Origin of the sequence: Sulfuricurvum sp. (genome assembly GCF_028712165.1) — a bacterium.
In the GTDB taxonomy this organism is placed as follows: domain Bacteria; phylum Campylobacterota; class Campylobacteria; order Campylobacterales; family Sulfurimonadaceae; genus Sulfuricurvum.
Genome location: NZ_JAQTQR010000045.1, coordinates 1 through 26,021, shown reverse-complemented (window position 1 = coordinate 26,021; position 26,021 = coordinate 1). Strand labels below are relative to the sequence as shown.

Here is a 26,021-nt window from a genome sequence, read left to right as displayed (position 1 = left end):
GGATTTTTTCTAAGACATTTGCCGCTTCAACGGTAATGATCTCGCGCGTGGCACGAATCATAATTTGCACCAAACCGTTTTCAAGTTCTTTACCGACAATAACCGTGAACGGAAACCCGATCAATTCTGCATCCGACATTTTAAATCCGAACCGCTCTTTACGGTCATCCAAAATCGTCTCGATTCCGCATTTTTGCAACGAAGCATACAACTCTTCCGCATACGCCATATGGGACTCTTCTTTTATATTCGAAACCATAACATTAACCAGATACGGAGCCGTTGCATGGGTCCAGATACACCCTTTTTCATCATGATGCTGTTCGATTACCGCAGCGACGAGCCGGCTGACACCCATCCCGTAGGTTCCCATGATAAACGGCTGAGAACGGCCGTTTTCATCCAGATACTCGGCTTTCAGCGGTGCGGAATAGACCGTGCCGAGTTTGAAAATATGTCCGACCTCGATCCCTTTTGTATGTTCCATCTTACCGCCGCAATGAGGGCATCCATCCCCCACCTGTACGGTTACCAAATCTGCAAACGGTGCTTCATTCATAACGCTCAGATCAACACCGACGAAATGGTAATCCGCTTCGTTTGCTCCACAAATCATCGAGGCAGCATTACGGGTGTCATTGTCCATAACAAAACGGATTTTATCCTGATCCAACGGTCCTATAAAGCCCGGCACCAAACCGATTTCGACCAGTTCAGCTTCACTGATATCGACCAAATCGATCGCACCGACACTGTTACGGGCTTTTACCTCTTGGAGTTCATCGCATCCGCGGATAAAGAAGCATACCGGTTCGCTCCCCTCCGTATAAACGGCACGCATTACCACCGCTTTAAGCGTGTAATACGGATCGACATGGAAAAAGTTGCTCAAATCTTCGATCGATTTGACATTCGGCGTTTTAAAACGGTTAAAATCAGCCTGTGGCGCTTCAGGGATCACACTGCGCGGTGCGCGGCGTGCCGCTTCGACATTGGCACCGTATTCGCAGGTATCACAAACCGCCAACGTATCTTCACCGCTATCGGCCAATACCATCAGCTCTTTAGAACCCGTACCGCCGATTGCCCCGCTGTCGGCTTCTACAATGCGGAAGTTAAGCCCCAAACGCTCTAAAATGCGTTTGTACGCCGCTTCCATCGCATCAAACTCACGATCCAAATCCTCAGTCGAAGAATGGAAGCTGTAACCGTCTTTCATCACAAATTCACGAGCACGCATGAGCCCGAATCTCGGACGGGCTTCGTCACGGAATTTGGTTTTTACCTGATAGACATTGAGCGGAAGCTGTTTGTAGCTCGTAACACGATTACGGACGATACTTACCATCATCTCTTCATGGGTAGGTCCGAGAACAAAAAGGTTGTCTTTGCGATCGCGGAAACGGAGCAACTCTTTACCAAATTTTTCAATCCGTCCGCTCTCTTGCCATAACTCAGCCGGTGTAACAAAGCTCAAATCCACTTCTAATGCCCCGCACGCGGACATCTCTTCATTAATAATGTTCTCAATTTTACGAAGTACCCGTTTTCCCAACGGCAAAAAGTTATACAGACCGCTGGCGACCTGTGCTACGAATCCTGCTCGGGAAAGATAGATATGACTCGGAAGTTGAGCATCTTTCGGAGACTCTTTTGTCGTCGGGATATAGGCTTTTGAAAAACGCATTATTTTCCTTTTGGGTAATATTTACAACTGGTTTGGCTCATCTCTTCGCCTTCGTCTTGTTCCATTAAAAAACTCATCGATTCGATCAGAGCATCTACACGCATCGCATCCGAACCGTCGCGCATACGCTGGGCAAACGGATGTAAAAAACGTTTCAAAGCTTGTTCTGTCGCTTTTTGAACCGCATCCGCATGCTCTTGTGGGATGTATCCGTTTTCGATTACACGCGCCGTCTCGTTTGCTGCCGCTCGATACGCTCTAACATACATACTTTTGATAAGCGGCTCAATCGAGAGGGTTTTCAGCCATTCAAAAAATCCGACAACATGACGCCGAATAATGACATACGAGAGTTTTGCTTCATCTTCACGCAACGCAATATTTTCGTTCACGATCTCTTTCAGATCATCCACACTAAAGAGATGAATTCCCCAAATCTCAGGATCGCATTCGATATCTCTCGGAACCGCCATATCAAACCAATAGCGATCATACGAACACGGTTTCACCATCTCTTCGGTAATAATCGGCTGAAGTGATCCGGTCGCGGTAAACAAAAGTTCATTTTCATTGATCGCATAAGCAAGCTCTTCATACGCTCGCACCCTTGCATTGCATTCTACAGCGATTGCTTCGGCTTTCTCGAATGTCCGATTCATCAGGGTCACTTCCACCCCTTGGGCACTCAAGTGTTTGCACGTGATAACCGACATCTCACCTGAACCGATGACCAATGCTTTTTTACCGTTTAAATCACCGACACTCTCTTTGACTTTTGCCACGGCTACACTCGCCACAGAAACCGGTTTAGAAGAGATATTGGTTGCATTGCGCACTTCTGCGGCACATTTGAACCCGTAGTTCATGGCACGGGAAAGTTTTTGCGCCGAATATCCGTTTTCCTGAGAAAGTTTGAACGCATCCTTGAGCTGACCGGCAATTTGGGTCTCACCCACAACCATCGAATCCAATGAACTCGCAACACTGAAAAGGTGATGGATACATCCCTCATCATCAAAAATATCGGCGCGTCCGTGCAGATCATCACGCGACATACCCGAACGGCTGCACAACAGTTCAAACACCGCTTCGCTGGCAGCTTCGGTATCGTTGCAACTGCAAAAGATCTCAACCCTGTTACAGGTGGAGAGGATCATCGATTCGCTGATGGCAGGAGAACTGTTGAGTTTTTCCATCGATTTGAGCTGTTGGATTTCATCCACAAAAGCGAGTTTCTCACGTATGGCGATGGTAGAGTTTTTATGCGAAAAGCTGATAATCAAATAGTGCATTTAATGATTTCTCTGAATAACGGTTTCAATGATAGCGCGCAAGGACGCATTATCGCCGATTGCCTCGATTGCCTCATCGCATAATGCACGGGCATAGCCGTATGAGCGTTCAATAATTTTAAATTCATCCATTTTGGATCGAATCCACACTTTTTCATCCTCATTTAAGACTTTACAATGACTGCCGACAAGGCGTGCTTTCTCCTCATCGCTCAAACGTTCATACAAATCGATATACGGCAAAGTGACCTTCCCTTCCGAAAAATCATTGAGAGAAGGTTTTCCGAGTGTCGCTTCATCTGCCGTAATATCTAAAATATCATCGACGATCTGAAACGCCAATCCCAGATTTTTGCCGTACGTTGCATAGGCATTTGCATCTTCGCCCGCCAAAACAGCCGCACTGAATGCACATGATTCGATCAATGTAGCCGTTTTGAGATACAGCATTTTCAGATAAAGGTCCCGATCAGTATTGAACGCCGTTGCCATTTCAACATCCATCATCTCCCCAACAGAGAGTTTCGTAACCGATTCGGCAATAGCACGGGCGATAGAAGGATCGAACGAGGTCAATTCACTAAATGCTTTGGAATAAAGAATATCTCCGAGCATGATCGCAACTTTACTTCCGTGCGTAGCATTCACAGACGGTACACCTCGACGGAGCATCGCTTCATCGATAACATCGTCATGAAGCAAACTTGCCGCATGGATCAGCTCGACAATCGCACCGAGCAGCGGTGCAGTAGGAGCCGCAGGGGCAATCGTCAAAATCAGACGGGCGCGAAGCCGTTTACCGCCTGAAAGTGTAGCGAACAGTTCACTTGCATTTGCGTATCCGACTTCGTCTACTAATTGCCCTATTATCGCTTCTACCCGTTCCAACATACCCTACTTTATACTCATTTCGTTAAATAATCCAATTTTACCCGACTCTCTTTGTCAAACAGCAGCAGATCAAACTGCACGGTTTGATTGGTTTCGTCGTATTTTTTAAATACCACAAGGGCATACGGTACGTCTAATTCACTGTTTTTAGGCGGTAATAGACGTTTTCTGAAGCTGTCATTGTGTCCGTCATATAAAATATGCTGTCCCACAATCCGATCAAACTTCTCATGAACCACCAGAGCTTTATCAGTATAGAGGGTCCAACGAAAGCTCAAATTACGATCCAAGCCTTCGGTTTTGACCGATACGATAGCCGTTTGGTCTTTTTTCAGATTAAAATTTTTTAATTCTCTCCACGGAGCAGCGTGCAGATACCACCCGCTGCTCAGCAACAAAAATACAAAATACCTTTTCACCTAATGCTTACTCGTTTTGAGTTAAAACGTTTCCAACAGAGATGATGTAAAGATTTTTTGCCATCATATCGACTTCATCCGCGCGTTCAAACTGCATCGTTTTAAGGATACGATCTATTGCATCTTCGCCGTGTGCTTCTTGCAGCATAAGTTCCATAGCCGCCATACGCGTCATCAAACGCTCTAACTCATTCTGAACCAGGTCGCGATTTGCATTGTAAACGATATCAATAAACTTACTTTTCGGCGAACCTTGGAAAATATCGTCTTCGTCTTCAAACAAATTATACATCGTATCTCCAAAGTATCAATTTAAGAGGGCGATTATACCATCTGAATTCTTAGGTCTGTAAAAAAAGAGTTAGAGAAAAAAATATAGAAGGAAAAGATGAATATTTAATGAATTATAGGAGAGTTTGGAAATGAGCATCAAGAAATTGATGCTCTAAGAAGGTTAAGTTTTAAATAGCTTTTAGCTGATCGGAAAGAGGAGGATTTTTAGGAGTTAAAACGCGCCCTATTTTTCTACTTGAAACCGTAATTCCTCGTTTTTTTCGCCCCATTGCTAGATCATAAAATCTTTTAAATGTTGCGCTTTCCATTTTTTTTGCTTTTAATTGTTCATAATTCGTCATTTGCTCTCCTTTTCTGTATGAGCTGAACGAAGCGCTTTTGCGCGGTCTATTTCTTTACGCGGGGTTTTCTGTGTCGTTTTTATAAATCCGTGTGTAATTATAACACGCTTTCCACTAACGTAAAAGTAAAGTGTACGTGCAATTCCATCTGCAAATGTTGTTCTAAGCTCAAAAATTCCATCTTCCAATGCTTTAGAAAGATTTTCTTTGATTTTCAAAGAATTATTTTTTTTATAGATAAAATCGTCAATCGTTGCAAAAATTTCTGATTGTACCTCTTGACTCAACGAATCAATAAACTCTACAAATGGTTGACGACCATTTTCGAGTTCTACAAACTGTACCTTATATTGATTCGGCAAAGAAACCTCATTTGAAAATGTTGAAATATATTGTACCCTGAATCAGTTTATTTTCATTCATTCTATTTGACTTACGCTTAATTATCTTTTTACAAAGTCAAAAAGCATAGGCCACACGTGCTGATTAGCAATAAAAAATAAATTGATAGCAAAAAATACGATCCATAATACATTCTTCAAACGGATAAACCAATGCAAGATGATATTAAACTTATCAGAAAATTCAGGGTTATTATGAGATCGACGATGTTGTTGTACACTGCTAAATCCATACAGCATAAAATATATTAGTGTCGCACTCAGTACAAGCCACCATGTGTCTGGCTGAATTATTGTCTTTACAATAGGGTGATTTATTGAAATTGAGCGGAATAATTCAACTATAACTTCCGCACTTGATTCAATATTCCCTAGCTTATCCAATGAAACAATTGACCCCATAAAATAGATCAATAACATTACGCTGATAACTATATGCCCTTTTAGTGTTAATGGATTTGTTTGATCATCGACACCTGTCTTACCTTTTATTTTATCTTCCAGCGGTCTTTTATTAAATACAAAAGCCAAAGGCCAATAAAACCATGCGGTTGACTTTATACTCCAACGATACAAATAGGCCAATGACCAAAATGGAATCAAGGCAAAACTTGCTATTATCGTTGCATTATTAGTATTTTTTAACGAATGAATTAATCCAAATAATTGAAGTGTTTTTTTATGAATTCCTATATCTGGTAATAACTCAGGAGTATAGAAAATATCATTCACTAAAATTTGTTCGTTCCAATTAGAAGTGAGATTTGATAAAGTATAAAATGGATGTATTGAAAAGATATATATTGTAGACAAAATTTTAACTACTACACTACGAAGCAAGGTACCTATTGCAAGTGGAAGCATCAATATACTAAGAAAAAAACCAATATACAGAGGCATAGATTCATCATCGATACTTTCTTCATCTACATATTTATCCGTATTAAAAATACGAAAAATGGACATATACAAAATAGAAAAGATAATTGTTAAAACTATGATTGTATAAAATATTATTTGTTGACTCATTGTAATTAATGATTCTGAAAATAAAAAAAATACAATAAATAGTCCTAATCCTATAGCTAAAATGATAATACTCCAAACCAAATATGATTTTATATTAGCATCAATTATATATAAAAACATACGATGAGATTGCTCTACAGATTCCGGTGTTTTCAACATTAAAAAAGGGGTTAAAATAAGAGGAACAAACAGGTAATAATAAAAATTGTAATAAAAGGCTACGCCCCACGTCAAAAATACAAAAAAAAGTGTCTCAACTATCGCCAATATTGAAACTTTATTTTCTTCACGGGAAGCTTCCGTTGAACGCCATACCCAATTAGACATTATATATTTTGTACTTAATTTTATAAAGTTGACTAGCGGACATGAGGTTAGCTTCTGTCATCAATTTTCTCATACCCTGTTTTATTTTGTCTAAACAGAATAGCTAAAAATTATTGAAAAAGCAAATACTTTTAGGAGATAGATTTCGTATCAAGTACGAAATGACGGGAGAGAAATTTTAGAAGAGCGTATCCGAAATCTGACTTTTATATTTCATAGCTTCAACCTTGGCTTTAATGAGACGATTTTCTTCTAACAGAGAATCATGTTCATGCGTAAGTGTTGATATCTCACGGCTTTTAAAATAGATCTGAGTGTTGATAAAAATTTTAGGAAAAACTACCACCAATACTAAAAACATACCGACAAAAACATTTCGTAAAAAAATCGGTCCCATTGATTCATCAGGAGAGATGATATGCTGAGTCTCTTCTAAAATATCGTGCTTTTCGCTCATCGTTTTATCTCAAATATTCGTAATTTTGCACTTCGGCTTCGTGAGTTGGCACGGAGTTCATCGTCCTGTGCAGTTAGCGGTTTTTTGGTAATCACTTTTCCGATGGAGTGATTGTTTCCGCAGGTACATCGCATCGCATCATCGGGGCAGATACAGTTTTTTGACCATCTTGAAAAGCGGTTTTTAACGATCCGGTCTTCTAGCGAGTGGAACGTAATGATCGCAACGCGCAGATGTTTGATCGCGGACGATTCAATCGCATCCAGCAATCGGGTCAATTCACCCAATTCATCATTAACTTCGATCCGAACCGCTTGCATCACGAGGGTAGAGGGGTGAATTTTTTTGCCTTTGGGCATCAGGTGAAAAATTGCCTGAGAAAGCTCTTTTGCCGAAGAAAACGGTCGGCGATGAACAATCGTCTCCGCCACTTTTCGGGCATTGGTCACTTCGCCGTATTCACGTAAAATGTTTTCCAATGCACTCTGAGAGTATTCATTGACAACCTCGGACGCACTGAGCTCTGCATTGGGGTTCATCCGCATATCGAGAGTATCGCTTTCATACGAAAAACCCCGTTCGCGTTGATCAAGCTGCAAAGAGGAAACTCCGATATCGGCCAGAATCCCGCAAACTTTATCGCTCTTTTCGCCCATTACCTCTGCCGCAACCTCTGAAAAACGCCCTTGACGTATCTCTACACGATCTCCATAAGGAGCAAGTCGCTCCGATGAAAAGGCAATTGCCGTCGGATCTTGATCGATACCGATCAACGAAAGTGATGGTTTGTTATCGAGCAATAGCGACGAGTGTCCGCCGTATCCCATCGTACAATCGACGACTATCCCATTCTCACATGGAGCAAATGCGTCGATGACTTCGCGATAAAGAACGGGGATATGAGGCGTTTCCTGCACTGGGCTACCTTTGGTTTTATTATCCATTATGATAGCTTAAGCTCACTAACATATCGTTTAAAATCGTTGAGGATACGGCTCATTGTCTTCTCTTGACGCCAGACCATCCGAAATTCTCTTTTAAAGCTGTGAGCTTTGATTCGGGCCTCAAACATTTTCCCCTCTTTGAGCTCTTCGACGATACTGATGCGAGGCAGACACGACAATGCTTGTTTGTCATTCAACAAATACCCTTTTATCGCCTCATTATTTTCAAATTCCATATCAATATTCAGCTCTTTATCGATCGGAGCGATTTGAGAAAGAAAGATTTCTCGGGTTCCCGATCCGCGTTCGCGTAAAATCCACCGTTTTCGGACTAATTCATCGATAAAATAGTCTCGCTCGGCAAGACTCGGATCATTCCCGACTACCACCAGTTCATCGGTCATCAACGACTCATATGCAAGTTCTCCATCATTGAAATGCCCTTCGATAAACCCTAAATCGCAAATTCCTTCGCGTATCATATTGATAACATCGGTACTGTTGGCGGTTTTGAGCGACACTCTCACTTGTTCATGTGTAGATCGAAAGTTCCCTATCCATTTGGGTAGGAGATAGTTGCTGATCGTGACACTCGCAGCGATGTACAGATGCCCACCGCTTAAATCGGCTCGGAAGTGCTCGTATAACTGCTGTGACCGTTCCAAAATTGCTTCGGAATTTTCAAAAAAATAGCGTCCCCGCTCATTGAGCATCAACCGTTTCCCTATCCGCTCAAACAGTACATCTCCCAACTCTTTTTCAAGTTCACGCACCGCCATGGAAACGGCTGATGGGCTCATACCTAATTGCTCTGCGACATCAATGACGCGGGTCGATTGAGCCATTGCAACAAAAATTTCCAACTGACGTAATGTAAACATAGTTCGTTCTCCCTACGTATTGCTAGCACAAATCATTCTCAAAGCGCTCTCAATCGCATCAAAAACATCTTTTAATTCTTCGGGAGTGATGATATAGGGGGGCATAACATAGATGACACTCCCCAACGGACGGATTAAAACCCCTTTTTCTAAACAGTGCTGATGTATTTTCAAGCCGATTCGCTCACCGGGTTCAAATCCCTGCAATTCGATCGCAGCGATCATGCCGCATTGACGAATTTCTTTAACGCAGTCAAACACTCTAAAACGATTCAGCTGTTCTCCCATATAGGCTATCGTTTCTTGATTTTTTACTATCACACTATCGTTTTCAAATATATCCAAAGTCGCGTTGGCCGCGGCACAAGCGAGAGCATTTCCGGTATAACTGTGTGAGTGCAGAAAAGAGCGGGCAGGATCATAATCGCAATAAAATGCACCGTAAATATCTTCTGTTGTTATAACAACCGACAATGGAAGATATCCGCCGGTAAGCCCTTTTGAAAGAATAAGAAAATCAGGGGTGATTTCCGCTTGTTCACATGCAAACATGCTCCCCGTCCGGCCAAATCCGACCAATATTTCATCGGCGATAAAATGAACACCGAATTCCTGAGCGATTTTTTTGGCTTCCGTGAGAAATAAAGGGTGATACATCTTCATCCCCCCTGCCCCTTGAAGCAACGGTTCCACGATCAATGCCGCAATTTCCGTTCCCCGTTCCTGCAACAGATTTCGAAATGCTATTGCAGCTTCGATCGCCGCTTCCGTTGTCTGATCTTTGGGTGAGGGAGTTTGAATTGCACGGATTAATAATGGCTCATACGTCTCTTTATAGAGGGCAACATCTCCGACGGAAAGAGCCCCAAGCGTTTCCCCGTGATAACTGTCGCTGAGAGAGACGAATAAACTCCGATCTTCTCCCCGGTTTCTATGGGTATGATAGCTCATTTTCAAAGCCACTTCGATTGCACTCGAACCATTGTCCGCATAAAAACAGCGTGTTAGCCCCTGAGGGGAAAGAGCGACAAGACGTTCAGACAGACGGATAACACTCTCATGGGTAAAACCCGCCAAAATTACATGTTCGAGTCTGGAAAGCTGATCAATAATTTTTCCGTTGATATAGGGATTACAGTGGCCGAAGAGATTGACCCACCAACTGCTTATTGCATCGATGTAGCGGTTCCCGTCAAAATCGTACAGATAAATTCCATCCCCTTTTGAAATAGGGACGAGCGGAATCGTTTCGTGATCTTTCATTTGTGTGCATGGATGCCATAAAACGTTTAAATCACGGCTTGACATCTCTAAATTATTCATCCAAAACCTCTTTAATTGAGTTATAATATGATAACATGTGTTAGTCGTATACTATTTTCATCCAAGTTTAATGGTAAACTGAATAGAATATCTGAATTTTACAATAGGATCGTTTAATATGATTACTTGGATGCAACGCCACCGAAAATACCTGGTCATTACGATCTGGATCTCCACCATTGCCTTTATCGGAGCCGGATTCGTCGGATGGGGACAATACAGTTACGGAAACAAATCCGGCGCTGTTGCCAAAGTCGGAGATGTTTCCATCACTGCTGCTGAACTGCAAAGAAGCTATTCCAACCTTTTTAACCAATACAATCAGCTTTTCCAAGGGAAGTTTGACGAAAAACAGGCTAAACAATTCGGTCTTCAACGTCAGGCCCTTCATCAGCTTGTCAATCAGGCTCTTATTCTCAATCTTGCCAAAAGCTATGGCCTCATTGTCACCGATACGGAATTATTGAACGTTATTAAGTCTCAGCCTAGTTTTGGAAAAGACGGTACATTTAGCAAAAGCATCTATGAAGAGACATTAAAACAAAATCATTTAACCATTAAAGAATACGAAGAGTTGATGCGAAAAGACCTTTTGATTCAGAAAACACTCTATCTTCTCGCATCAGGAACAAAACCTCTCGAACAAAAAGCTTTTGAAAGTGCCTTGGGTGTTTCAGATAAAATCAACTATAAAGTGCTTACACCCAGTATGATCACCCTCACTGCAAATGATGCAGAGCTCAAAGCATTCTGGGAAAAACACCAGAAAGAGTTTAAAACAGAACCAAGCTATGAGGTCGCCTACGTAACACAAACGCATCAATCCGTATCTCCGAGTGAAAAAGAGATCAGTGATTATTATGATATGAACCGCCAGCTGCTAAAAGACAATACCGGAAAAGTTCTCTCTCTTGCCGAAGCTAAAGGACAAATTGTTGCCGCATTGAGTGATAAAGCAACGGAAAAAGAATCTCTTCGTCTTTACATTGATTATAAAAAAGGTGCTTTGAAATCCGGAATCGTTGCACAAAAAGCCACTATTACAGCTTCATCTTCACCGTTTAGCCCTGAATTAACCAAAGAGATTCTGACGATGGACGATCAAAAACCGTATCTTAAACCGCGTAAAAACGGAAATGAATACATCATTGTCAAACTTGAAAAGATAAACCCGGCCCGCACCAAAACATTTGAAGAGGCAAAAACAGATGTTAGTGCACTCTATCTTAACGAAGCGAAAAAAACCAAACTCCAAGAGTTAGCCCAAAACAGTTATAAAACATTCACAGGGACAACCAGTGATTTCGTCACCCATGCAGATGGTGCCAAATTAGCCGGGTTGAGCAGTACTGAGGGATCAGAATTCCTCACAAAACTTTTCACATCCAAACAAAAACAAGGTTTTATTACCCTCGAGAGCGGAAATGTTATAATCTATAACGTTTTGGAACAAAAGTTGCTTCAAGACAAAACAATAGCGGATGAAAACACCGTGCTCAAGCTCAAAGGGAGCTTGTTGGATCAAGGGCTGATCAAAGCACTTGAGAGCAAGTACCCAGTTGAAATCTATGTAGAGGGGATTTGATTTGAAACGAACCGTTTTAGCCATTGATATCGGCTCAACAAAAGTTTGTGCGCTCATCGCGGAAATCGATGACGATAACGTTGCACAAATAATCGGAGCCGGTATCTCAAAAGCACAAGGTCTTCGCAAAGGAAGTATCACCAATATCGAGCTTGCATCCAAATCGATCAAGAGCGCGTTGAATGATGCTAAACGGGTTGCGGGTACTGAGCTTCGCAGTGCTGTCGTAACCATCTCCGGTGCGTACACTAAAAGTCTCAATTCCAGCGGTATCGTCAATATCCCAAATAAAGAGATTACTCTTAATGAGATTCAACGTGTCATGCATACGTCTCTTTACAATGCCAATATCCCTAACGAATTTGAAGTACTGCATGCCCTCCCGTACAACTTCAAAGTCGATGACCAAGATTTCATTGAAGATCCTTTGGGAATGAATGCTTCACGTCTTGAAGTTGAAACCCATATCATCACGACCCAAAAATCCAATCTCAACAATTTGCGCAAAGCGGTCAAAGCTGCGGGTGTCGATGTCGAGAGTGTTGTACTCAGCGGTTACGCATCAGCTATCGCCGTTTTGAACAACGATGAAAAAGAACTCGGAGCAGCCGTTGTCGATATGGGTGGTAATACGAGCAACATCGTTATTCACTCCGGCCATGCAATCCGCTACAACGATTTCCTCGGTGTCGGTTCAAACCATATCACCAACGATTTATCGATGGCATTGCATACGCCTCTTCATACAGCGGATAACGTCAAGATCAGCTACGGTTCACTCTATGCACCTAGCAATGATTTGATCGAACTTCCGGTTATCGGCGATGAAACATCTACTCATGAAGTTTCTCTGGAAGTTGTTCACAACGTTATCTATGCACGTGTCGAAGAGACACTGATGATTATCGCTCAATCAATCGAGAAGAGCGGTCTCAAAGACCATATGGGAGCCGGTGTTGTTCTTACCGGTGGTTTTACCAAAATTGAAGGTCTTCGCGAACTTGCAGTCGCTATCTTAGACAACATGCCGGTACGTTTGGCAAAACCGACCGATGTCGGCGGTCTCTTTGATACCCTCAGAGATCCTTCCTATTCAGGAGCGGTCGGACTGATTAAATACATGGCAGGCAACTATACTCCGTACGAGATAGACGTCAACAGACGCATGCGCCATGCAGGCGAAGAGCCTCAAGCATCTCAAGCTCATTATCCAATCCACGAAGAGGCGCCACGATTTGAGCCTTCTGTTTCTTCTATTCCACCAGCGGCGGCTTCAACACCGCCACCGTTGAAGGAAGAGAAAAAAGCGGAACCTCAAAAAATGGTTAATATCGGGTCTAATAAACCTGCTCAAACCGATCAACCAAACCCGATTTCCAAGTTTTGGAATTGGGCAACTCAACTATTTTAATCACGTCAAGGAGCAAGCATGGAACCATTTTCAATTGAAGAATCAACAACTCTCACGGGAGCACGCATTGTAGCAGTAGGTGTCGGCGGCGGCGGCGGAAATATGATCGGCTATATGCTTAGAGAGGCAATTCCGGGTATTGAGTTAATCATAGCAAATACGGATGCTCAAGTATTGGAACAAGGAAGTGCGGCAACCAAAATCCAATTGGGTGCGAAACTTACCAAAGGTTTGGGTGCAGGGATGAAGCCCGAAGTGGGCAAAGAATCAGCGCTTGAAAGCTATGAGGATCTCGCTCGTGCCCTAGCCGGTGCGGACATCGTGTTTGTTGCGGCAGGTCTTGGCGGCGGTACCGGTACGGGTGCGGCTCCGATCATTGCAAAAATCGCAAAAGAAGTGGGTGCACTTACAATCGCTGTTGTAACTAAACCGTTCTCTTTTGAAGGTAAAAAACGTCTCAAACTTGCGGAAGACGGACTTAACGAACTCAAAAATGAATCCGATTGTATCGTTGTTATCCCGAATGACAAACTTCTCTCTATCATCGATCCGAAACTCGGTATCAAAGAGAGTTTCCGAATTGTTGACAGTGTTCTTGCACGTGCTGTCAGCGGTACATCGGGTGTTATTCTCGCCAGCGGTGACAATGACATCAACCTCGACTTCGCCGACTTGAAAACCGTTATGAGCCACCGTGGTTTGGCTCTTATGGGTGTAGGTGAATACAAAGGTGAAAACGCGGCATACGAAGCGATCAAAAATGCTATCGAATCACCGCTTTTGGACAATATGTCCGTTACTGGTGCTCTCGGTGTATTGGTACACTTCAGCATGCACCCGGAGTTTCCGTTTATGGAACTCTCTGCTGCAATGGATGTCGTCCATAACAGCGTGGATGAATCAGCAGACGTTATCTTCGGTACAACTACCGATGCAAACCTTGACAAAGACTTCATCCGCATTACATTGGTTGCTACCGGTTTTGATAAAAAAGCCGCTATGGGAATCAACAACAGCGAATTTGAAAACAAAGAAGTACTTGCCGCAGCTGCCGCAAAACCTCGTGTCGTTATTCGCCCTGCAATGGTAGCCAACGGCGATTACAGCGAAGATTTCTTGGACGTACCGACGTTTATGCGTCAGCAAAAAGACTAATTCTTCCTATCCATGCTCTCCTTTGACTCCCTCATGAAGGCCAAAACGCTCCTTGGCCTCCATGACAAATCCACCCTCTTCGATATCAAATCCCGTTACAAATCCATGATGCAGCAATGGCATCCCGACAAACATCCTGAAGATCCTGAAACCGCTCACGCGATGAGTACACAAATCAATGAAGCCTACGCCACAATGCTCGAATACTGTTCCAACTATGAATACAATCTCGAAGAAAGCTTTTTAAAAGAACAGACCCTCACCCCGCAAGAGTGGTGGGCTAAGAAGTTTGGGGGAAGATAAGAGGACAAAGCCTCTCGTTCAAATACATTTGTTAGGTATTTCCCTTGTTCCCAATGTCCTCATTGGGAATGCAGACTAATGCTATACACTCCCAAGCTGGAGCTTAGGAGCGAGAAATATATTTAAAAGTAGTGTCCCTCTACGCAAGAAGTATCCGAACTAACACCTAGTTAAGGTATTGATTTTCAATGACCACAACCTCCAGTTTTTTGGAAACATTCTCCGGCGATTAAATCTGCCATATCTCTTGCTAACTCAGCAAATTCTTGGGCTTCTTTCTTTGTTATGTTGAAATTGGGAGAATGCAACGCTTCGTTTCTAAGTCGCATGAGCTTTTTCAAAATATTGCTATCTTTTGGTTTAATAATACCTTCTGACTCTAAAGCTGCTATTAGACGACTAAATGGCATTGGTCTTTTATTATTTTCAATGCCAAGCTGTCCGGCAGAATTAAACGCCGTTAACTCTAAACCCACCCATGCATCTACTATTGCTGCTCTCGGTGATACATCAGCAGTTTCACTAAGATACGAGAGCATTTCAGAGCTGTCACGTTCTGGTGTGGCATGCTCAAGTTTCGATGCTTCTGCCTCTTTCTTTAATTCTTTTAATTGCTGTTCAAACTCTATCTCTAGATCGCCATATTTGAATTTTTTTGTGAATGGGATAAGTTGTCCGATATGGCTTTTAAGCCACCAAATAACTAGAACAATCGCAGCTGGCCAAGCAATTGAATCAATTATTTTTGTTATGAATGTCATCCAATCCATTTTTTTTCCTTGAGTAGCCTATTATTCGGGTCTATTATACAGGTAAGGCGTAAAAATTAATCATCATCCCAACAACCATAAAACCAATTTTTAATGAATTGCAGTGAAATAAATTTTAAATACCTTACCTGGATTAGATCGTAAATAACCTTTTTGTTTTGGGATTCATAGAATATTAATATTTAACGCCTGACCCATATTTTCATATTTTGATTTGTTATACTATTTGCAAATTATTCAAAATCTCTTGTGCTTTATCTTCATAAAATGCTTCCATTTCTCCCGAAAAGACTCTAACTGTTGATACATTGAAACCTTTAGTTTCTAATTCTGTTTTTAGTATTTTATATAGTGATGGTGTTTCTCCATCTGGTCTTGCCGCACAAACAAGATAGTTCAAATTTGCATATTTTTCGATAAACTCTTTGACCGACTTCAGCCCTTTCTCTTCCAAGGACTGAGAAAGAACATGCCCTTCTCGTTCTTCAAGAGATTGAGATAATACTCTACCTCTTGAAAAATTCCTTTCTCTTCCTGACAAACCAATTAAAGGTTTAAAATATTTATTTATAGTTTTACTTTTTCCAGTTCCATGACTACCAACAACAATTACAGCTTTTTTCAAAATCTTTCTCCTTATAAGTGTAACGGTTTACTCTAGCCCATAAATAACCGTTAGGGCATTTATGGGCTACGAGGTTTTGTTATCTTCTTTTTTTAATCTTGAAATTTTAGAATATATATTATCTAGTTTTGTTTGCTTATTTGTTCCATGATGTAATTCTCTATGACAATTTGGACAAACTGCGATAGCATTTGCTACTGTGTCTGAACCATCATTTGCTAACATTTTAAGATGGTGGATTTCTAAATAAGGAAAACCATCATCTTTTTCAAAAGGTGCTGGTTCGTTGCAACACTCACACACTCCATTGGCTTCGTTTAATACCCATTCTTTAATCTTTGAATCACGATGAATCTGAGTTATTTTAATTTCATACTTACATGGTTTTTCTGTTCCTTCCGGATAATCATTAGTATTTAAAAGTAATTTATTTATATATTTTCTATAATCGTTTGATAATCCATCCAACCTATAATGGAATAAGCTAGGATTTCCATCATGTTGCTTTTCAAATTCTGGTTCATAGTTTTTTGCTTCCTCTATTAAATCTCTTTGGGAAACTTCCTTAACAAAGTTATAGCTTTTTGAATGGTCAATGTGGTATGCCCATTCAAAATCTGGATTATTTGATAATTTTTTTCCAGCATTTAAATAGTATGCGCCAAAACATTTTTTTTGTTTTGAATATGGTATTAATAGGTAGCCAGATAGATCTTCTGTATTGTGATTTACATTAAAATATTCGCCAATTTCATTTGTAATAATATCTTGAAAGAAAGTTAGGAATTCATCACGATCACTATTGTAATTAGACCATGAATATTTTTTTCCAGATAATGGTTGTAAAATGATTCCTTTAATTTCTTCTAACATGGATTCAATATCCTTTTTGTAAGATAACGTATAAAATGAGCAATCAAAAAACCGCCAGCTGGCTTTTGATTAGTCTCCTTTGATTAGTTATATTTTTATTATTGGTATAATTTTTTCAACGCCAAAAAGTTTATTTAAAAACCCTAAGTCACTGTTCATTTTTCCTATCTCATCATCTAATTCAGAATAGATATGAAATTTTTTATACACATTTTTGTATTCATTATGCTCAATAAAATGTTTTAGTAAAACTTTTGGTGCAAAATTTTCTATAGACATAATTACATTAGACACATCTGTTGAAGATACTTTTCTTTTAAGTAGTTGTGGCTTTTTAAATTCTCCAGCTAAAAGAATTTCCCAAGAACGATTCCATTCATCCACTATTTCCACTTTCTCAGCTACTGTTTTCGAATTAGCAATTGACTTACTATATGAATGTCTTAAGTCTCTAAATTCTTTATAGTCTTGCCTTAATTTTATTAAGACTGAAGTAGTATCTTCATCTTTAGAACAACGAGAAAGAAAGATTGAAAATAATGGAGGTATGTTCGAAAGTTCTGAAATGAAATCATCTGATAGATTTTTTGTCAGCTTAATAAATTTTTGATTATGAAATTGAGCATAATTTAGGTAATTATTTAAAATGATTTCGTCGAGGTTGTTTTGTTTCATTTTGTATTGGGTTAGAGCGTTCAATGATTTTGGTAAAATACAAACACTGTTAGTTTTTTCAGCCATTTCATTAGTTAAACACCATTGCCAAAGTCTTAAATGTGTATAGAAATTTGAGTCAATGCTTTGTTGAATTTCTGGATAGATGAAATCAGAAAAGAATATTGATTCACCCACACTCGGATCATGTTGATATTGCCAAGTATTATTTTCTTCCGATAATTCTTTAAATGAAGTTCTGTGCAAATCAACATCAAAAGAGATATGATCCCTCATATCATCTGAGTGATTGAGATCAGATTTTTTTATAAATTTGATAGCATTGTCACTTGATAAATTTAATGAACTAATTAATTCATTATTTGAATATTGTTCATTAACGTAAAGTGTTTCATATAGTATAAATGCCGAAATAAAACTTTCTATTCTTGATATCTGTTCAACTGACAACTGCTTGTATAGTTTACTTGTTAAACACAAAAATGCATCAACACTCCACGATGTGATTACTACAGAATTTTTCAATTGATCTCCTTAATATTTCGCTTGAGTTCACTAATCTGAAACCTCATACGGCTTTCAAATTGGAATGCAAAGTTTTGTTATATCCACCATACTTGTGATCCATTTACTAAAATAGTTATGTCCCTCGTTCCCAAGCTGGAACTTGGGAACGAGAAAACTCAATAAGTGAATATAAAATCTGTTTATTTGTTAAAAGATAGTAGTGAGTTATAGCTTTAGGGGGGATAAAAGGAGGTTGGATTCCGTGTCGTTGCACGGAATGACGGGATAGGAGGATTCCCGATCTGATCGAGAATGACGAAGAGATTAATGAAACTCTATCGGCCCTTCGGCGCGTGCGTGGATAAACTGCTGAACAACCGCATTGGTTGAATTTTGAAATGATTGTTTATCCCCTGATTCGACGATTACACCATCAAACAGCATTGCATAATTATCCCCTGCTTTAAAACTCTCAGAGATATCATGACTGATGAGAATAGAGGTCATACCGATATCATTACGTAGACCGTTGATCATCTGGGTGATGAAATCGCTCGTTACCGGATCAAGTCCGGATGTCGGTTCATCGTATAAAATCACTTCCGGTTCCAGTGCGAGGGTACGGGCAAGGCCTACCCGCTTTCGCATCCCGCCGCTGAGTTCTTCCGGATAGAGCGATTTGACGATTTTGGGATCAAGACCTACCATCGTGAGTTTTTCATCGATCTTTCGTTCCAACTCTTTAGGAGTTAATTTTTGATGTTCTAACATCGGAAACGCAACGTTTTCACGAATGTTCATACTGTCAAAAAGCGCCCCGCTTTGAAATAAAAATCCTACTTTTGTGCGTATTGCGCGTAATGTCGTCTCATCGGCATTATCGACACGGATACCGTCAACCGTAATCGTCCCGCTGTCAGGTTTTAACAGGCCCACGATATGTTTTATGATAGTGGACTTTCCTCCGCCGGAGACACCGAAGATTACCGTAGTTTTCCCCTTCTCGATCTCCAGCGTTACCCCTTTTAGAATCTCCCGCTTTCCGAAGCTTTTGGTTACATTTTCAAAGCGGATCATTTTTTCACCGCCAGTATATAGGCTCTGCGAATAAACAGGATCAATAACATCACTAGGAGGATTTTAAAATCAATCTCACTCGCTTTGTGCAACGATTCAAAAGAGTTTTGCATCATCACCGCTTCGCCTTGCGTTTGGTATTCCAAAATCTTAGGGGTATAGACTGCACTGAATAACAGAAGGGTTCCGATCGAGCCCAAAGCGCTCAAGATCGAGATTTTATCGATTTGCATCACTTTGTATCGGGAGACTTCGTATATCGCAATCACAGCCGTCATAAAATAGGCCCAGTAGGTAAAACGGCGAAAGATTTCCCCCATGATTTTTCCCTCTTCGTATCGGGAGAGAAGCGGAAGTGTCAAATACATCTCAGAGTGAAAGACGACTGCGGCGACAAATGCACCCAAGATTAAAACGGCTCCCGCCGTCATTGCGATCAATAAAAGATAGATTACATCTACTAGCGCTTTTTTATTCATGAACTGCCTTTAATACAAATCCTCGGTCAAACGAGGCTAAATCGGTATAAAAATCTAACGATTTTACCGCAAAACGTCTAAGATATTCTTGGACTTTCAGCCGTTGATCGTACCCCATCTCACATACGAAGAGAGGAATATGACGATTATAAACCTCATCGAGTAAACGACGGATGATTTCATCCCCTATTTCCCCTCCGAAAAGGGCATTTTGAGGCTCATAGGAAAGGTTGCTTTCTAATGGAGCATCCTGAGCTATATAGGGAGGATTGGAGACGAGAAGATCGATTGCTTCATCGACACAAGAGAGCAAATCCCCCTCTCGCAACTCAATCCTATCACTCAATCCAAACGCTCCTATATTGCGTCGTGCGACGGCAAGGGCACGAGGTGAAATATCAACGGCGATAAAACGGGCATTCGGGAGATGAAGGGCTAGAAGAATCGAGATAATGCCGCTCCCTACCCCTACTTCGACAACGGTTATCGCTTCATCGACTGAAACACATGCCAATACTTCATCAATAAGATGTTCCGTTTCGGGTCGGGGAATAAGGGCACCCTCATCGATATAAAACTCACGGCTGTAAAAACTGACCCGATTCGTGAGATACTCAAGCGGGACATTGCGGCTGCGTTTTTCGATCCACTCCAAAAGCCGAGGGGCTTGATCGTCCATTTCATCTTCTTGATGGGTGATGAAGTAGAGCTGATCTTTTTGGAGATAGGCCATCAACAGAAGTTCGGCTTCACGACGGGGAGATTCCACAACCCCTTCCAGTCGTGCCGTCACTTCGGCATGAAGCTCTTTTAGTCTTTTGGACATGGATCGGCATATCCCGAATCGATTTGAACATATATATCCGCACCCAAAGCGCGAAGACGTTCAACGACCGGAGGATGGGTCGTATGAAAAAATCGGTATAACGGGTGTGATAGCGGGAAGCTTTTGTTTTCAGCAACCAGTTTTTTCAATGCATTGACCAAATGTTCCGCTCCGCCGAGTTCCGCTCCCGTCTGGTCTGCCTCGTATTCGTTATGGCGGCTAACCAATCCCATAATCGGCATCATGATAAAACTGACGACCGGAAGGAGAAGGATAAAGAGCATCATGATGATCTGAGGGCTTTGCGCAACACCGAGCTCCATATAAAGCGTTTCGGGGAGATTGCCGAAAAGTGCAAACATTGCGAACAGCATTGCCCCTACCATCGCGATATTTTTGTATAAATCGCCGTGTGCAAAATGACCCAGTTCATGCCCTAATACGGCGATAAGCTCTGAGGGAGAAAGCTTTTGGATCAACGTATCGAACAATACGACCCGTTTTGATTTGCCAAGACCACCGAAATACGCGTTCAACCGTGCATCGCGTTTGCTCGCATCGCTGATAAAAACACCGCTGCTGACGAAGCCTGTTTTAGCCATCAAGGTCTCAATCTGCTCTCGTAATTCAGGGTTTTCCAAAGGGGTAACTTTGTCAAAAAAGAGGGCTCGAATAGTTGGGAAAAACATATTGATCGCAATCACGACTGCAAAAATAAATACGAACGTCCACAGCCACCACAATGCACTCGAGGTGATAATCATCGCAACGATCCACACCATCAGACTTCCGATAACAATCGTCAAGAGTGTGCTGATCAGGGTATCTTTAACAAACTGTGCCACAGAAGAGCGGTTAAATCCGTATTGGGCATCGATTTTGAATTTTGCAATCCAGCCAAAAGGGAACTGAACCAATGAATTGATCAGAACCATTCCCATAACCACAGCAATAGCATGAACACTTTCACTTTGTACGGCAAATGCCTCGTCCAACCATCGCATCAAACCGCCGATCCATATCAAGAAGAGGCCGAATTCGACAAACGTTTCCAACATACCCAGTTTTTCTTTTGCTACAGCATAATTAGCGGCATCCAGATATTCGCGCTCACCCATCAGAACTGCGCCTCTGCGCTTGATCTGATTGATGTAGCCGATTTGCATTACACTCACGTAGAGCCGAACAAGAATGTAAAACGTATAAATTCCTATGATAGTGGCAGTCATAAAGCTCCTTGGATTAAAAAGGAGAATTTTACCATCATTTTCCAGGTACTTTAGTGATTGAATCTTCTACATGGATTGAATCATTTACATTACCGAAGTAGCTCTTTACTCCCCAGAAAATCAACCCAATCAGCAATCCGCTGATAATAACCGTCCATACGATCTTTTTCTTAGGCCCTTTTAGGGTGTCGTAGTCCTCAATTGAACTCAATGTCGGTTCGTTGTCTACCATGTATATCTCCTCGTGATTATAGTGTAAGAATAGTAACCATATTAGCCTAGAAACGGTTAATGAATCCCCCCTAAACTGACGTTTTAAGGTTGGATATTGGTTTGTTTTATCGTCAATTACCAGCGCCCTTCAAGCGAAAGCAAAATTTGCGGCGATGAGTGTTCTTTATCAATTTGCGTTTCGATTAGAGTCCCGGATGTATCGTAATATTTTGAGGTCGAAGCAATCGTATTTGACGTAATATTTTTTAGATTCAAGCCCAATTTGAAAGTGGAATTGAGCCGTTTGGTCGCATACAGATCAAAAACTCCATACCCTTTTTGCGTCTCTGAGAAACCGTTTTCATCGATAGGATCATCATAACCGCCGACATAGCGATACGCGGCGCCGTACGTTATCCGATAGGCTTTGAGAGTATGATCGACACCGACGTTATAAAGAAAATTTGAGGTTTGTTTGATCGGGCGTGTTACTCCGTTGACCGTAATACTGGAGTCTTGATAGGTTGCATTGGCAAAAATTCCCAAACCCTCTACCAGAGCATCAAGAGACTTTTTCAATTCGAACTCGCTTCCCCAGAGCTGCCCATTGCCGGCATTGTACGGCCGTGCCAGATATCTGCCGCTGCCACTATCAAATGTCGTCATAGTTTCGATCTTATCGGTGATATTTCTATAAAAACCGCCGATACTGACAATCCCGTTCTCTCCAAAAAAATGTTCTCCCCGGAGTTCATAGCTTAGCGCCTGCTCTTCTTTCAGATCCGGATTTCCGATGTGATCGGGATGATGAATGTCATTTTGATAGAGTGAACTGACCAAGGTAGCGGCTAAATCGTTTAATCTCGGCAATCTAACCGTTTTTGCGATGCTTGCACGTAAGTTATCATTTGGAGTCAGCTTATACAACAGATGAAAAGAGGGAGCCAGATAATCAATTTTTGATGTCGATCCAAAGTCACGCGATACATTTTCATATCGAATCCCCGGAGTCATAACCAAATCATCACCATAACTGATCTCATCTTGGACATACACTGCGCCTCGATTTTCACTCAATGTCAAATTGTCCACAGAGACGGTTCCCGTATTGAGACGCACTTCATTATCTTGGTACACGTGTTTCAACTCAGCACCCGTCTTTATAAAATGATCACCCTTTGAAATCGAATAATCGGTACTTGCAGCATAAAAACGCATTAACGTAGTGTCGTTTTGAGTCTCTAGGCTTGATGTCGGGGATATCTCCGCAGAAGAGTTCTCTCCAACTTCTTTATGTTGATGAAATTTGAGTTTCCATTCCAATAGCTCAGTGCCGGAGAGATGATATTCGCCCCCTATTTTGGACCAAAGCATCACACTGTGTGATTTATCGATATTTTTACGTACCGTATTTGTTGAGCCGGATGTTATATCATCCGTATCCGTTTGAGCATTTCTAAGAGAAAGTGTACCGTCATAAGTATATTTCTCTTTTGACGAAGGTGCATAAATCAGTTTCGTCGTCACATTGAGCATCTTATCGTGCGCATTATCATCACGAATTTCATGTTGTGCGGACGTAGTATAAGTATCGATATTTTCCGTATCCGATTTTTTATTGTCCGTTACGGTTGCATTGACAATATACGAAAATTTATCAACTTTTCCTTCTCTTTGTGCATACAGTGTTGCCAAAGGGCGATCTTTATAGGTGCCCAAAGTCAATTTGGCCTTTGTAGCGCCTTGAGATTTCGGCTTTTTGAGGACGATATTGACGATCCCTCCCATCGCTTCAGCCGTATATTCAGCCGAACCGTTAGTCATTACTTCAATACGTTCGATCATATCCGGAGATATTTGTTCCAACGGACTAGGACTCCGTTTTGAGCCGGTTGATGCATCCTCGCCGTCTATGAGGACTACCGTATATCCTTTGCCGGGAGCCCCTTTTTTCGTTTTTCCTTCCGGAATCGTCACGCCGGGAGTTCTTTTGAGAATTTCAAGGGCATTTTGATCCCCGTATTGGGTCAGCTCTTCCCCACGGATAATCCGTTTTGCAATCGAGTTTTCTTTCCGTTCTTCGAGGGTTTGAACCGTATCGTGCACTTCGATTTTATCCAGTTGGAGTATCTCTTGTGCGCACGCCAGTGAAAATGAACAGGTGAGAAGAATGAGCGGACGATATATCAAAATGTCTCCTAAAACCGATAGATATTAATGTACTTGTATTTTATCCTATATCCTCATGAACTTTCTATCGGTTAATGCGCTGTTAATGTAATCATATTTTCAAGATATTTTTGAGTATAATAAAACATAAGTCATTATAAATGGTAAAGGATTCTCATGATCTCCTTATCTCAATCTCATCAAAAAAACTTTCGATTCAATCGATCTTTACTCTCAACAGCCGCATTTATCATCCTTGCAGCACTGCCCGTTTATGGGGAGGATACCGTATCGCCTATTACAGCCCTCTCTCCGGCACAAGGTGAAGTTGCAATCGGCAAAAAACCTCCTCTGCGTTTTCAGCTGGATCCATCTCTCAAAGAGACTCCCATTTTTGTCATGCTTGATGGATCGGATATTACGCAGATGACGACACGGACGGATACATTTATCGATTATCAACCGATAACTATCCTCAGTAGCGGTCAACATACGGTTACCCTCGTCTACCTCTCATCCGAAGGACAAGAAAAACGTCAAGAGTTTTCGTTTTCCCTTCGCCATACGGAACGATTCGAAGAGGCAACAACCAATCTAGCCCTCTCTCCTATTTACGAAGGAGTTATCGATAAAACAGATAATTTGAATATTCCCAACAGTAAGGTTCAGGCCAATCTGGGAATATCGACCGGAATCAAGGAAGGGCAATGGAGAACATCATTTGAGTCAAATTTTCGCTATCTTGACCAAAGTCTCCCCGTTGCCTCTCCTCAGAGCAAAGGAATTGATCTCGCCAACTATCGCTTAAAAGCCGACTATACCTCCGAAGGAACCAATATCAATGCCGAAGTGGGAGATATCATCATCGATGAATCGCCTACAACCGTCTCAGGGCTGGGACGCCGCGGAGCAAAAATCAATTACCAGACCGGAGATATAACACTCGGAGCATTTATGGCCAACAGCTCTCAGGTGAGCGGCTTTAACGGTGGAACAGGGTTGGAAGGTAGCCCCGAAGATCACATTTACGGTATTTCACTGGCTAAAAACTTCAGTGCCTATAATACCGTTGTCAAAACGCTCTACATCAGCGGCGGGCAGAACAATGATGGAAACTCCACTGTTAACACGATTATGACTACTCCGAGAAGGGGAGATACTCTCGCCTTTATCGTCGGATCAAAATTGCTGGGCGACACACTGGGGGTCGACGGTGAATTCGACCTCTCCCGCTACGATGCCGACACGACAGATACGTACGGCAAAGAGACTGATCGCGCATACAAACTCAGAGTTGGAGGGTTGAACGGACAGTTTACGTATGATGCTATCTACGAATACCTTGGAAGTAATTACCGTGTCATCGACAACGACGGTCTTCAGAGAGATAAAGAGGGCGTGACGCTTCAAGGAAGGTATTTTGAATCGGTTCACAATATCGATGTGAGTCTATCGAGTTATGCTAATAATGTTGAGAGCAATCCTCTCTTTGCTACAATCCGAACCAATCGCGGAAGCGTCGGGTACCAATATTCCGGGATCAGTACCCTCCCTCTCAGTATACGTTATGAAAAAAATATTCTCAGAAGTTCGGATGAACCTACACCGGATGCTTTCCTCGATACAAGCACCGATGCCGTTTCACTCTCGGCTGTTTATTTCAATAATTCCTGGAACATCGGAACAACGGCTAAATATTCCCGTCAAGACGATCGAAGCAGTCTAAATAATGACTCTACGATTATTACGTATATGATCACTCCAAGCTATTATATTGAAGATTTCTCGATCACACCCGGCTTTATGTTTAACCGCGCAACTTCCCCGTTGTCCACCAC

The 26,021-nt window shown here is 41.6% G+C and carries 27 protein-coding genes; 5 read left to right on the top strand and 22 right to left on the bottom strand.

The features are described 5' to 3' along the window. The 12 genes from PHP90_RS09070 to PHP90_RS09015 all read right to left on the bottom strand — a co-directional run. On the bottom strand, positions 1–1,687 hold a 1,687-nt coding region (locus PHP90_RS09070; protein WP_299928513.1), incomplete at its 3' end, for a proline--tRNA ligase. Then, positions 1,687–2,979, bottom strand: a complete 1,293-nt coding sequence (hemA, locus tag PHP90_RS09065; RefSeq protein ID WP_299928510.1) for a glutamyl-tRNA reductase — start codon at positions 2,977–2,979, stop codon at positions 1,687–1,689. The genes PHP90_RS09070 and hemA, both read right to left, overlap by 1 nt. Then, positions 2,980–3,867, bottom strand: a complete 888-nt coding sequence (locus PHP90_RS09060; RefSeq protein WP_299928516.1) for a polyprenyl synthetase family protein — start codon at positions 3,865–3,867, stop codon at positions 2,980–2,982. It lies immediately after the preceding gene. A 17-nt stretch (positions 3,868–3,884) separates the two neighbouring features. Beyond that, entirely contained in the window at positions 3,885–4,289 is a 405-nt protein-coding gene (locus PHP90_RS09055; protein WP_299928507.1) for a hypothetical protein, read from the bottom strand. Between the two features lie 7 nt (positions 4,290–4,296). Next, positions 4,297–4,581 carry a DUF2018 family protein gene (locus tag PHP90_RS09050; protein ID WP_299928504.1) on the bottom strand — a complete coding sequence of 95 codons (285 nt, stop codon included), beginning with the start codon at positions 4,579–4,581 and terminating at the stop codon, positions 4,297–4,299. A gap of 169 nt (positions 4,582–4,750) precedes the next feature. Then, positions 4,751–4,924 (bottom strand): hypothetical protein, encoded by a 174-nt coding sequence (locus tag PHP90_RS09045; protein ID WP_299928502.1) that lies wholly within the window; start codon positions 4,922–4,924, stop codon positions 4,751–4,753. Next, entirely contained in the window at positions 4,921–5,286 is a 366-nt protein-coding gene (locus PHP90_RS09040; protein WP_299928500.1) for a type II toxin-antitoxin system RelE/ParE family toxin, read from the bottom strand. Before PHP90_RS09040 ends, PHP90_RS09045 begins: the two co-directional genes overlap by 4 nt. A gap of 81 nt (positions 5,287–5,367) precedes the next feature. Beyond that, the gene (locus PHP90_RS09035; RefSeq protein ID WP_299928497.1) at positions 5,368–6,681 is read right to left on the bottom strand and encodes a hypothetical protein; all 1,314 of its coding nucleotides are present in this window, start codon (positions 6,679–6,681) and stop codon (positions 5,368–5,370) included. A gap of 178 nt (positions 6,682–6,859) precedes the next feature. Further along, positions 6,860–7,138, bottom strand: coding sequence for a hypothetical protein (locus tag PHP90_RS09030; RefSeq protein ID WP_299928494.1), 279 nt, complete (start codon positions 7,136–7,138; stop codon positions 6,860–6,862). After that, on the bottom strand, positions 7,135–8,055 hold the full coding sequence (rsmH, locus tag PHP90_RS09025; RefSeq protein WP_299928491.1) for a 16S rRNA (cytosine(1402)-N(4))-methyltransferase RsmH: 921 nt from the start codon (positions 8,053–8,055) through the stop codon (positions 7,135–7,137). The genes PHP90_RS09030 and rsmH overlap by 4 nt, the downstream gene beginning before the upstream one ends. A 26-nt stretch (positions 8,056–8,081) precedes the next feature. Next, the gene (locus tag PHP90_RS09020) at positions 8,082–8,963 is read right to left on the bottom strand and encodes a LysR substrate-binding domain-containing protein (protein WP_299928489.1); all 882 of its coding nucleotides are present in this window, start codon (positions 8,961–8,963) and stop codon (positions 8,082–8,084) included. A 12-nt stretch (positions 8,964–8,975) separates the two neighbouring features. Then, a complete protein-coding gene (locus tag PHP90_RS09015) occupies positions 8,976–10,286 on the bottom strand; it encodes an adenosylmethionine--8-amino-7-oxononanoate transaminase (RefSeq protein ID WP_299928487.1) in 1,311 nt (436 codons plus the stop codon). Positions 10,287–10,404: 118 nt separating this feature from the next. On the opposite strand from PHP90_RS09015, the gene PHP90_RS09010 reads away from it, so the two are divergent. From PHP90_RS09010 to PHP90_RS08995, 4 genes are read left to right on the top strand one after another with little or no spacing between them, the layout of a single operon-like run. After that, entirely contained in the window at positions 10,405–11,871 is a 1,467-nt protein-coding gene (locus PHP90_RS09010; protein WP_299928484.1) for a peptidylprolyl isomerase, read from the top strand. A gap of 1 nt (position 11,872) precedes the next feature. Then, the gene (ftsA, locus tag PHP90_RS09005) at positions 11,873–13,282 is read left to right on the top strand and encodes a cell division protein FtsA (RefSeq protein ID WP_299928479.1); all 1,410 of its coding nucleotides are present in this window, start codon (positions 11,873–11,875) and stop codon (positions 13,280–13,282) included. 18 nt (positions 13,283–13,300) lie between these two features. Beyond that, positions 13,301–14,437: a cell division protein FtsZ gene (gene ftsZ, locus PHP90_RS09000; RefSeq protein WP_299928476.1), complete on the top strand. Its 1,137-nt coding sequence runs from the start codon at positions 13,301–13,303 to the stop codon at positions 14,435–14,437. Positions 14,438–14,470: 33 nt separating this feature from the next. After that, positions 14,471–14,740: a J domain-containing protein gene (locus PHP90_RS08995; protein ID WP_299928473.1), complete on the top strand. Its 270-nt coding sequence runs from the start codon at positions 14,471–14,473 to the stop codon at positions 14,738–14,740. Positions 14,741–14,925: 185 nt separating this feature from the next. Here PHP90_RS08995 and PHP90_RS08990 read toward each other — a convergent pair whose 3' ends face one another. The 10 genes from PHP90_RS08990 to PHP90_RS08945 all read right to left on the bottom strand — a co-directional run bounded on the left by PHP90_RS08990 (position 14,926) and on the right by PHP90_RS08945 (position 24,204). Further along, positions 14,926–15,510: a hypothetical protein gene (locus PHP90_RS08990; RefSeq protein WP_299928470.1), complete on the bottom strand. Its 585-nt coding sequence runs from the start codon at positions 15,508–15,510 to the stop codon at positions 14,926–14,928. 217 nt (positions 15,511–15,727) lie between these two features. After that, on the bottom strand, positions 15,728–16,135 hold the full coding sequence (locus PHP90_RS08985; RefSeq protein ID WP_299928467.1) for a hypothetical protein: 408 nt from the start codon (positions 16,133–16,135) through the stop codon (positions 15,728–15,730). A 66-nt stretch (positions 16,136–16,201) separates the two neighbouring features. Continuing rightward, positions 16,202–17,008 (bottom strand): HNH endonuclease, encoded by an 807-nt coding sequence (locus PHP90_RS08980; protein ID WP_299928464.1) that lies wholly within the window; start codon positions 17,006–17,008, stop codon positions 16,202–16,204. 87 nt (positions 17,009–17,095) lie between these two features. Further along, complete coding sequence (locus tag PHP90_RS08975; RefSeq protein WP_299928461.1) at positions 17,096–18,208, bottom strand: hypothetical protein; 1,113 nt, start codon at positions 18,206–18,208, stop codon at positions 17,096–17,098. Positions 18,209–18,514: 306 nt separating this feature from the next. Continuing rightward, on the bottom strand, positions 18,515–19,267 hold the full coding sequence (locus tag PHP90_RS08970) for an ATP-binding cassette domain-containing protein (protein ID WP_299928459.1): 753 nt from the start codon (positions 19,265–19,267) through the stop codon (positions 18,515–18,517). Next, positions 19,264–19,746: a DUF4149 domain-containing protein gene (locus PHP90_RS08965; RefSeq protein WP_299928456.1), complete on the bottom strand. Its 483-nt coding sequence runs from the start codon at positions 19,744–19,746 to the stop codon at positions 19,264–19,266. Before PHP90_RS08965 ends, PHP90_RS08970 begins: the two co-directional genes overlap by 4 nt. Further along, entirely contained in the window at positions 19,739–20,572 is an 834-nt protein-coding gene (gene prmC / locus PHP90_RS08960; protein WP_299928454.1) for a peptide chain release factor N(5)-glutamine methyltransferase, read from the bottom strand. Before prmC ends, PHP90_RS08965 begins: the two co-directional genes overlap by 8 nt. Next, positions 20,557–21,801: a M48 family metallopeptidase gene (locus tag PHP90_RS08955; protein WP_299928451.1), complete on the bottom strand. Its 1,245-nt coding sequence runs from the start codon at positions 21,799–21,801 to the stop codon at positions 20,557–20,559. The genes prmC and PHP90_RS08955 overlap by 16 nt, the downstream gene beginning before the upstream one ends. Positions 21,802–21,835: 34 nt before the next feature. Continuing rightward, entirely contained in the window at positions 21,836–22,033 is a 198-nt protein-coding gene (locus PHP90_RS08950; RefSeq protein ID WP_299928448.1) for a hypothetical protein, read from the bottom strand. Between the two features lie 116 nt (positions 22,034–22,149). Further along, complete coding sequence (locus PHP90_RS08945; protein ID WP_299928445.1) at positions 22,150–24,204, bottom strand: TonB-dependent receptor; 2,055 nt, start codon at positions 24,202–24,204, stop codon at positions 22,150–22,152. Between the two features lie 156 nt (positions 24,205–24,360). Between PHP90_RS08945 and PHP90_RS08940 the strand changes: the two genes are divergently transcribed. Further along, the coding region (locus tag PHP90_RS08940) for a hypothetical protein (protein WP_299928442.1) at positions 24,361–26,021 on the top strand (1,661 nt) is incomplete at its 3' end.

Bases quoted from the DNA above. Each gene is read 5' to 3' on its own strand.
- PHP90_RS08965 (WP_299928456.1), bottom strand. From the start codon at position 19,746: ATGAATAAAAAAGCGCTAGTAGATGTAATCTATCTTTTATTGATCGCA.
- hemA (WP_299928510.1), bottom strand. From the start codon at position 2,979: ATGCACTATTTGATTATCAGCTTTTCGCATAAAAACTCTACCATCGCC.
- PHP90_RS09015 (WP_299928487.1), bottom strand. From the start codon at position 10,286: ATGAATAATTTAGAGATGTCAAGCCGTGATTTAAACGTTTTATGGCAT.
- PHP90_RS09020 (WP_299928489.1), bottom strand. From the start codon at position 8,963: ATGTTTACATTACGTCAGTTGGAAATTTTTGTTGCAATGGCTCAATCG.
- PHP90_RS09030 (WP_299928494.1), bottom strand. From the start codon at position 7,138: ATGAGCGAAAAGCACGATATTTTAGAAGAGACTCAGCATATCATCTCT.
- PHP90_RS08970 (WP_299928459.1), bottom strand. From the start codon at position 19,267: ATGATCCGCTTTGAAAATGTAACCAAAAGCTTCGGAAAGCGGGAGATT.
- PHP90_RS08990 (WP_299928470.1), bottom strand. From the start codon at position 15,510: ATGGATTGGATGACATTCATAACAAAAATAATTGATTCAATTGCTTGG.
- PHP90_RS08955 (WP_299928451.1), bottom strand. From the start codon at position 21,801: ATGACTGCCACTATCATAGGAATTTATACGTTTTACATTCTTGTTCGG.
- PHP90_RS09050 (WP_299928504.1), bottom strand. From the start codon at position 4,581: ATGTATAATTTGTTTGAAGACGAAGACGATATTTTCCAAGGTTCGCCG.
- PHP90_RS09010 (WP_299928484.1), top strand. From the start codon at position 10,405: ATGATTACTTGGATGCAACGCCACCGAAAATACCTGGTCATTACGATC.
- PHP90_RS09035 (WP_299928497.1), bottom strand. From the start codon at position 6,681: ATGTCTAATTGGGTATGGCGTTCAACGGAAGCTTCCCGTGAAGAAAAT.
- PHP90_RS09045 (WP_299928502.1), bottom strand. From the start codon at position 4,924: ATGACGAATTATGAACAATTAAAAGCAAAAAAAATGGAAAGCGCAACA.
- ftsZ (WP_299928476.1), top strand. From the start codon at position 13,301: ATGGAACCATTTTCAATTGAAGAATCAACAACTCTCACGGGAGCACGC.
- PHP90_RS08980 (WP_299928464.1), bottom strand. From the start codon at position 17,008: ATGTTAGAAGAAATTAAAGGAATCATTTTACAACCATTATCTGGAAAA.
- prmC (WP_299928454.1), bottom strand. From the start codon at position 20,572: ATGTCCAAAAGACTAAAAGAGCTTCATGCCGAAGTGACGGCACGACTG.
- PHP90_RS08950 (WP_299928448.1), bottom strand. From the start codon at position 22,033: ATGGTAGACAACGAACCGACATTGAGTTCAATTGAGGACTACGACACC.
- PHP90_RS08995 (WP_299928473.1), top strand. From the start codon at position 14,471: ATGAAGGCCAAAACGCTCCTTGGCCTCCATGACAAATCCACCCTCTTC.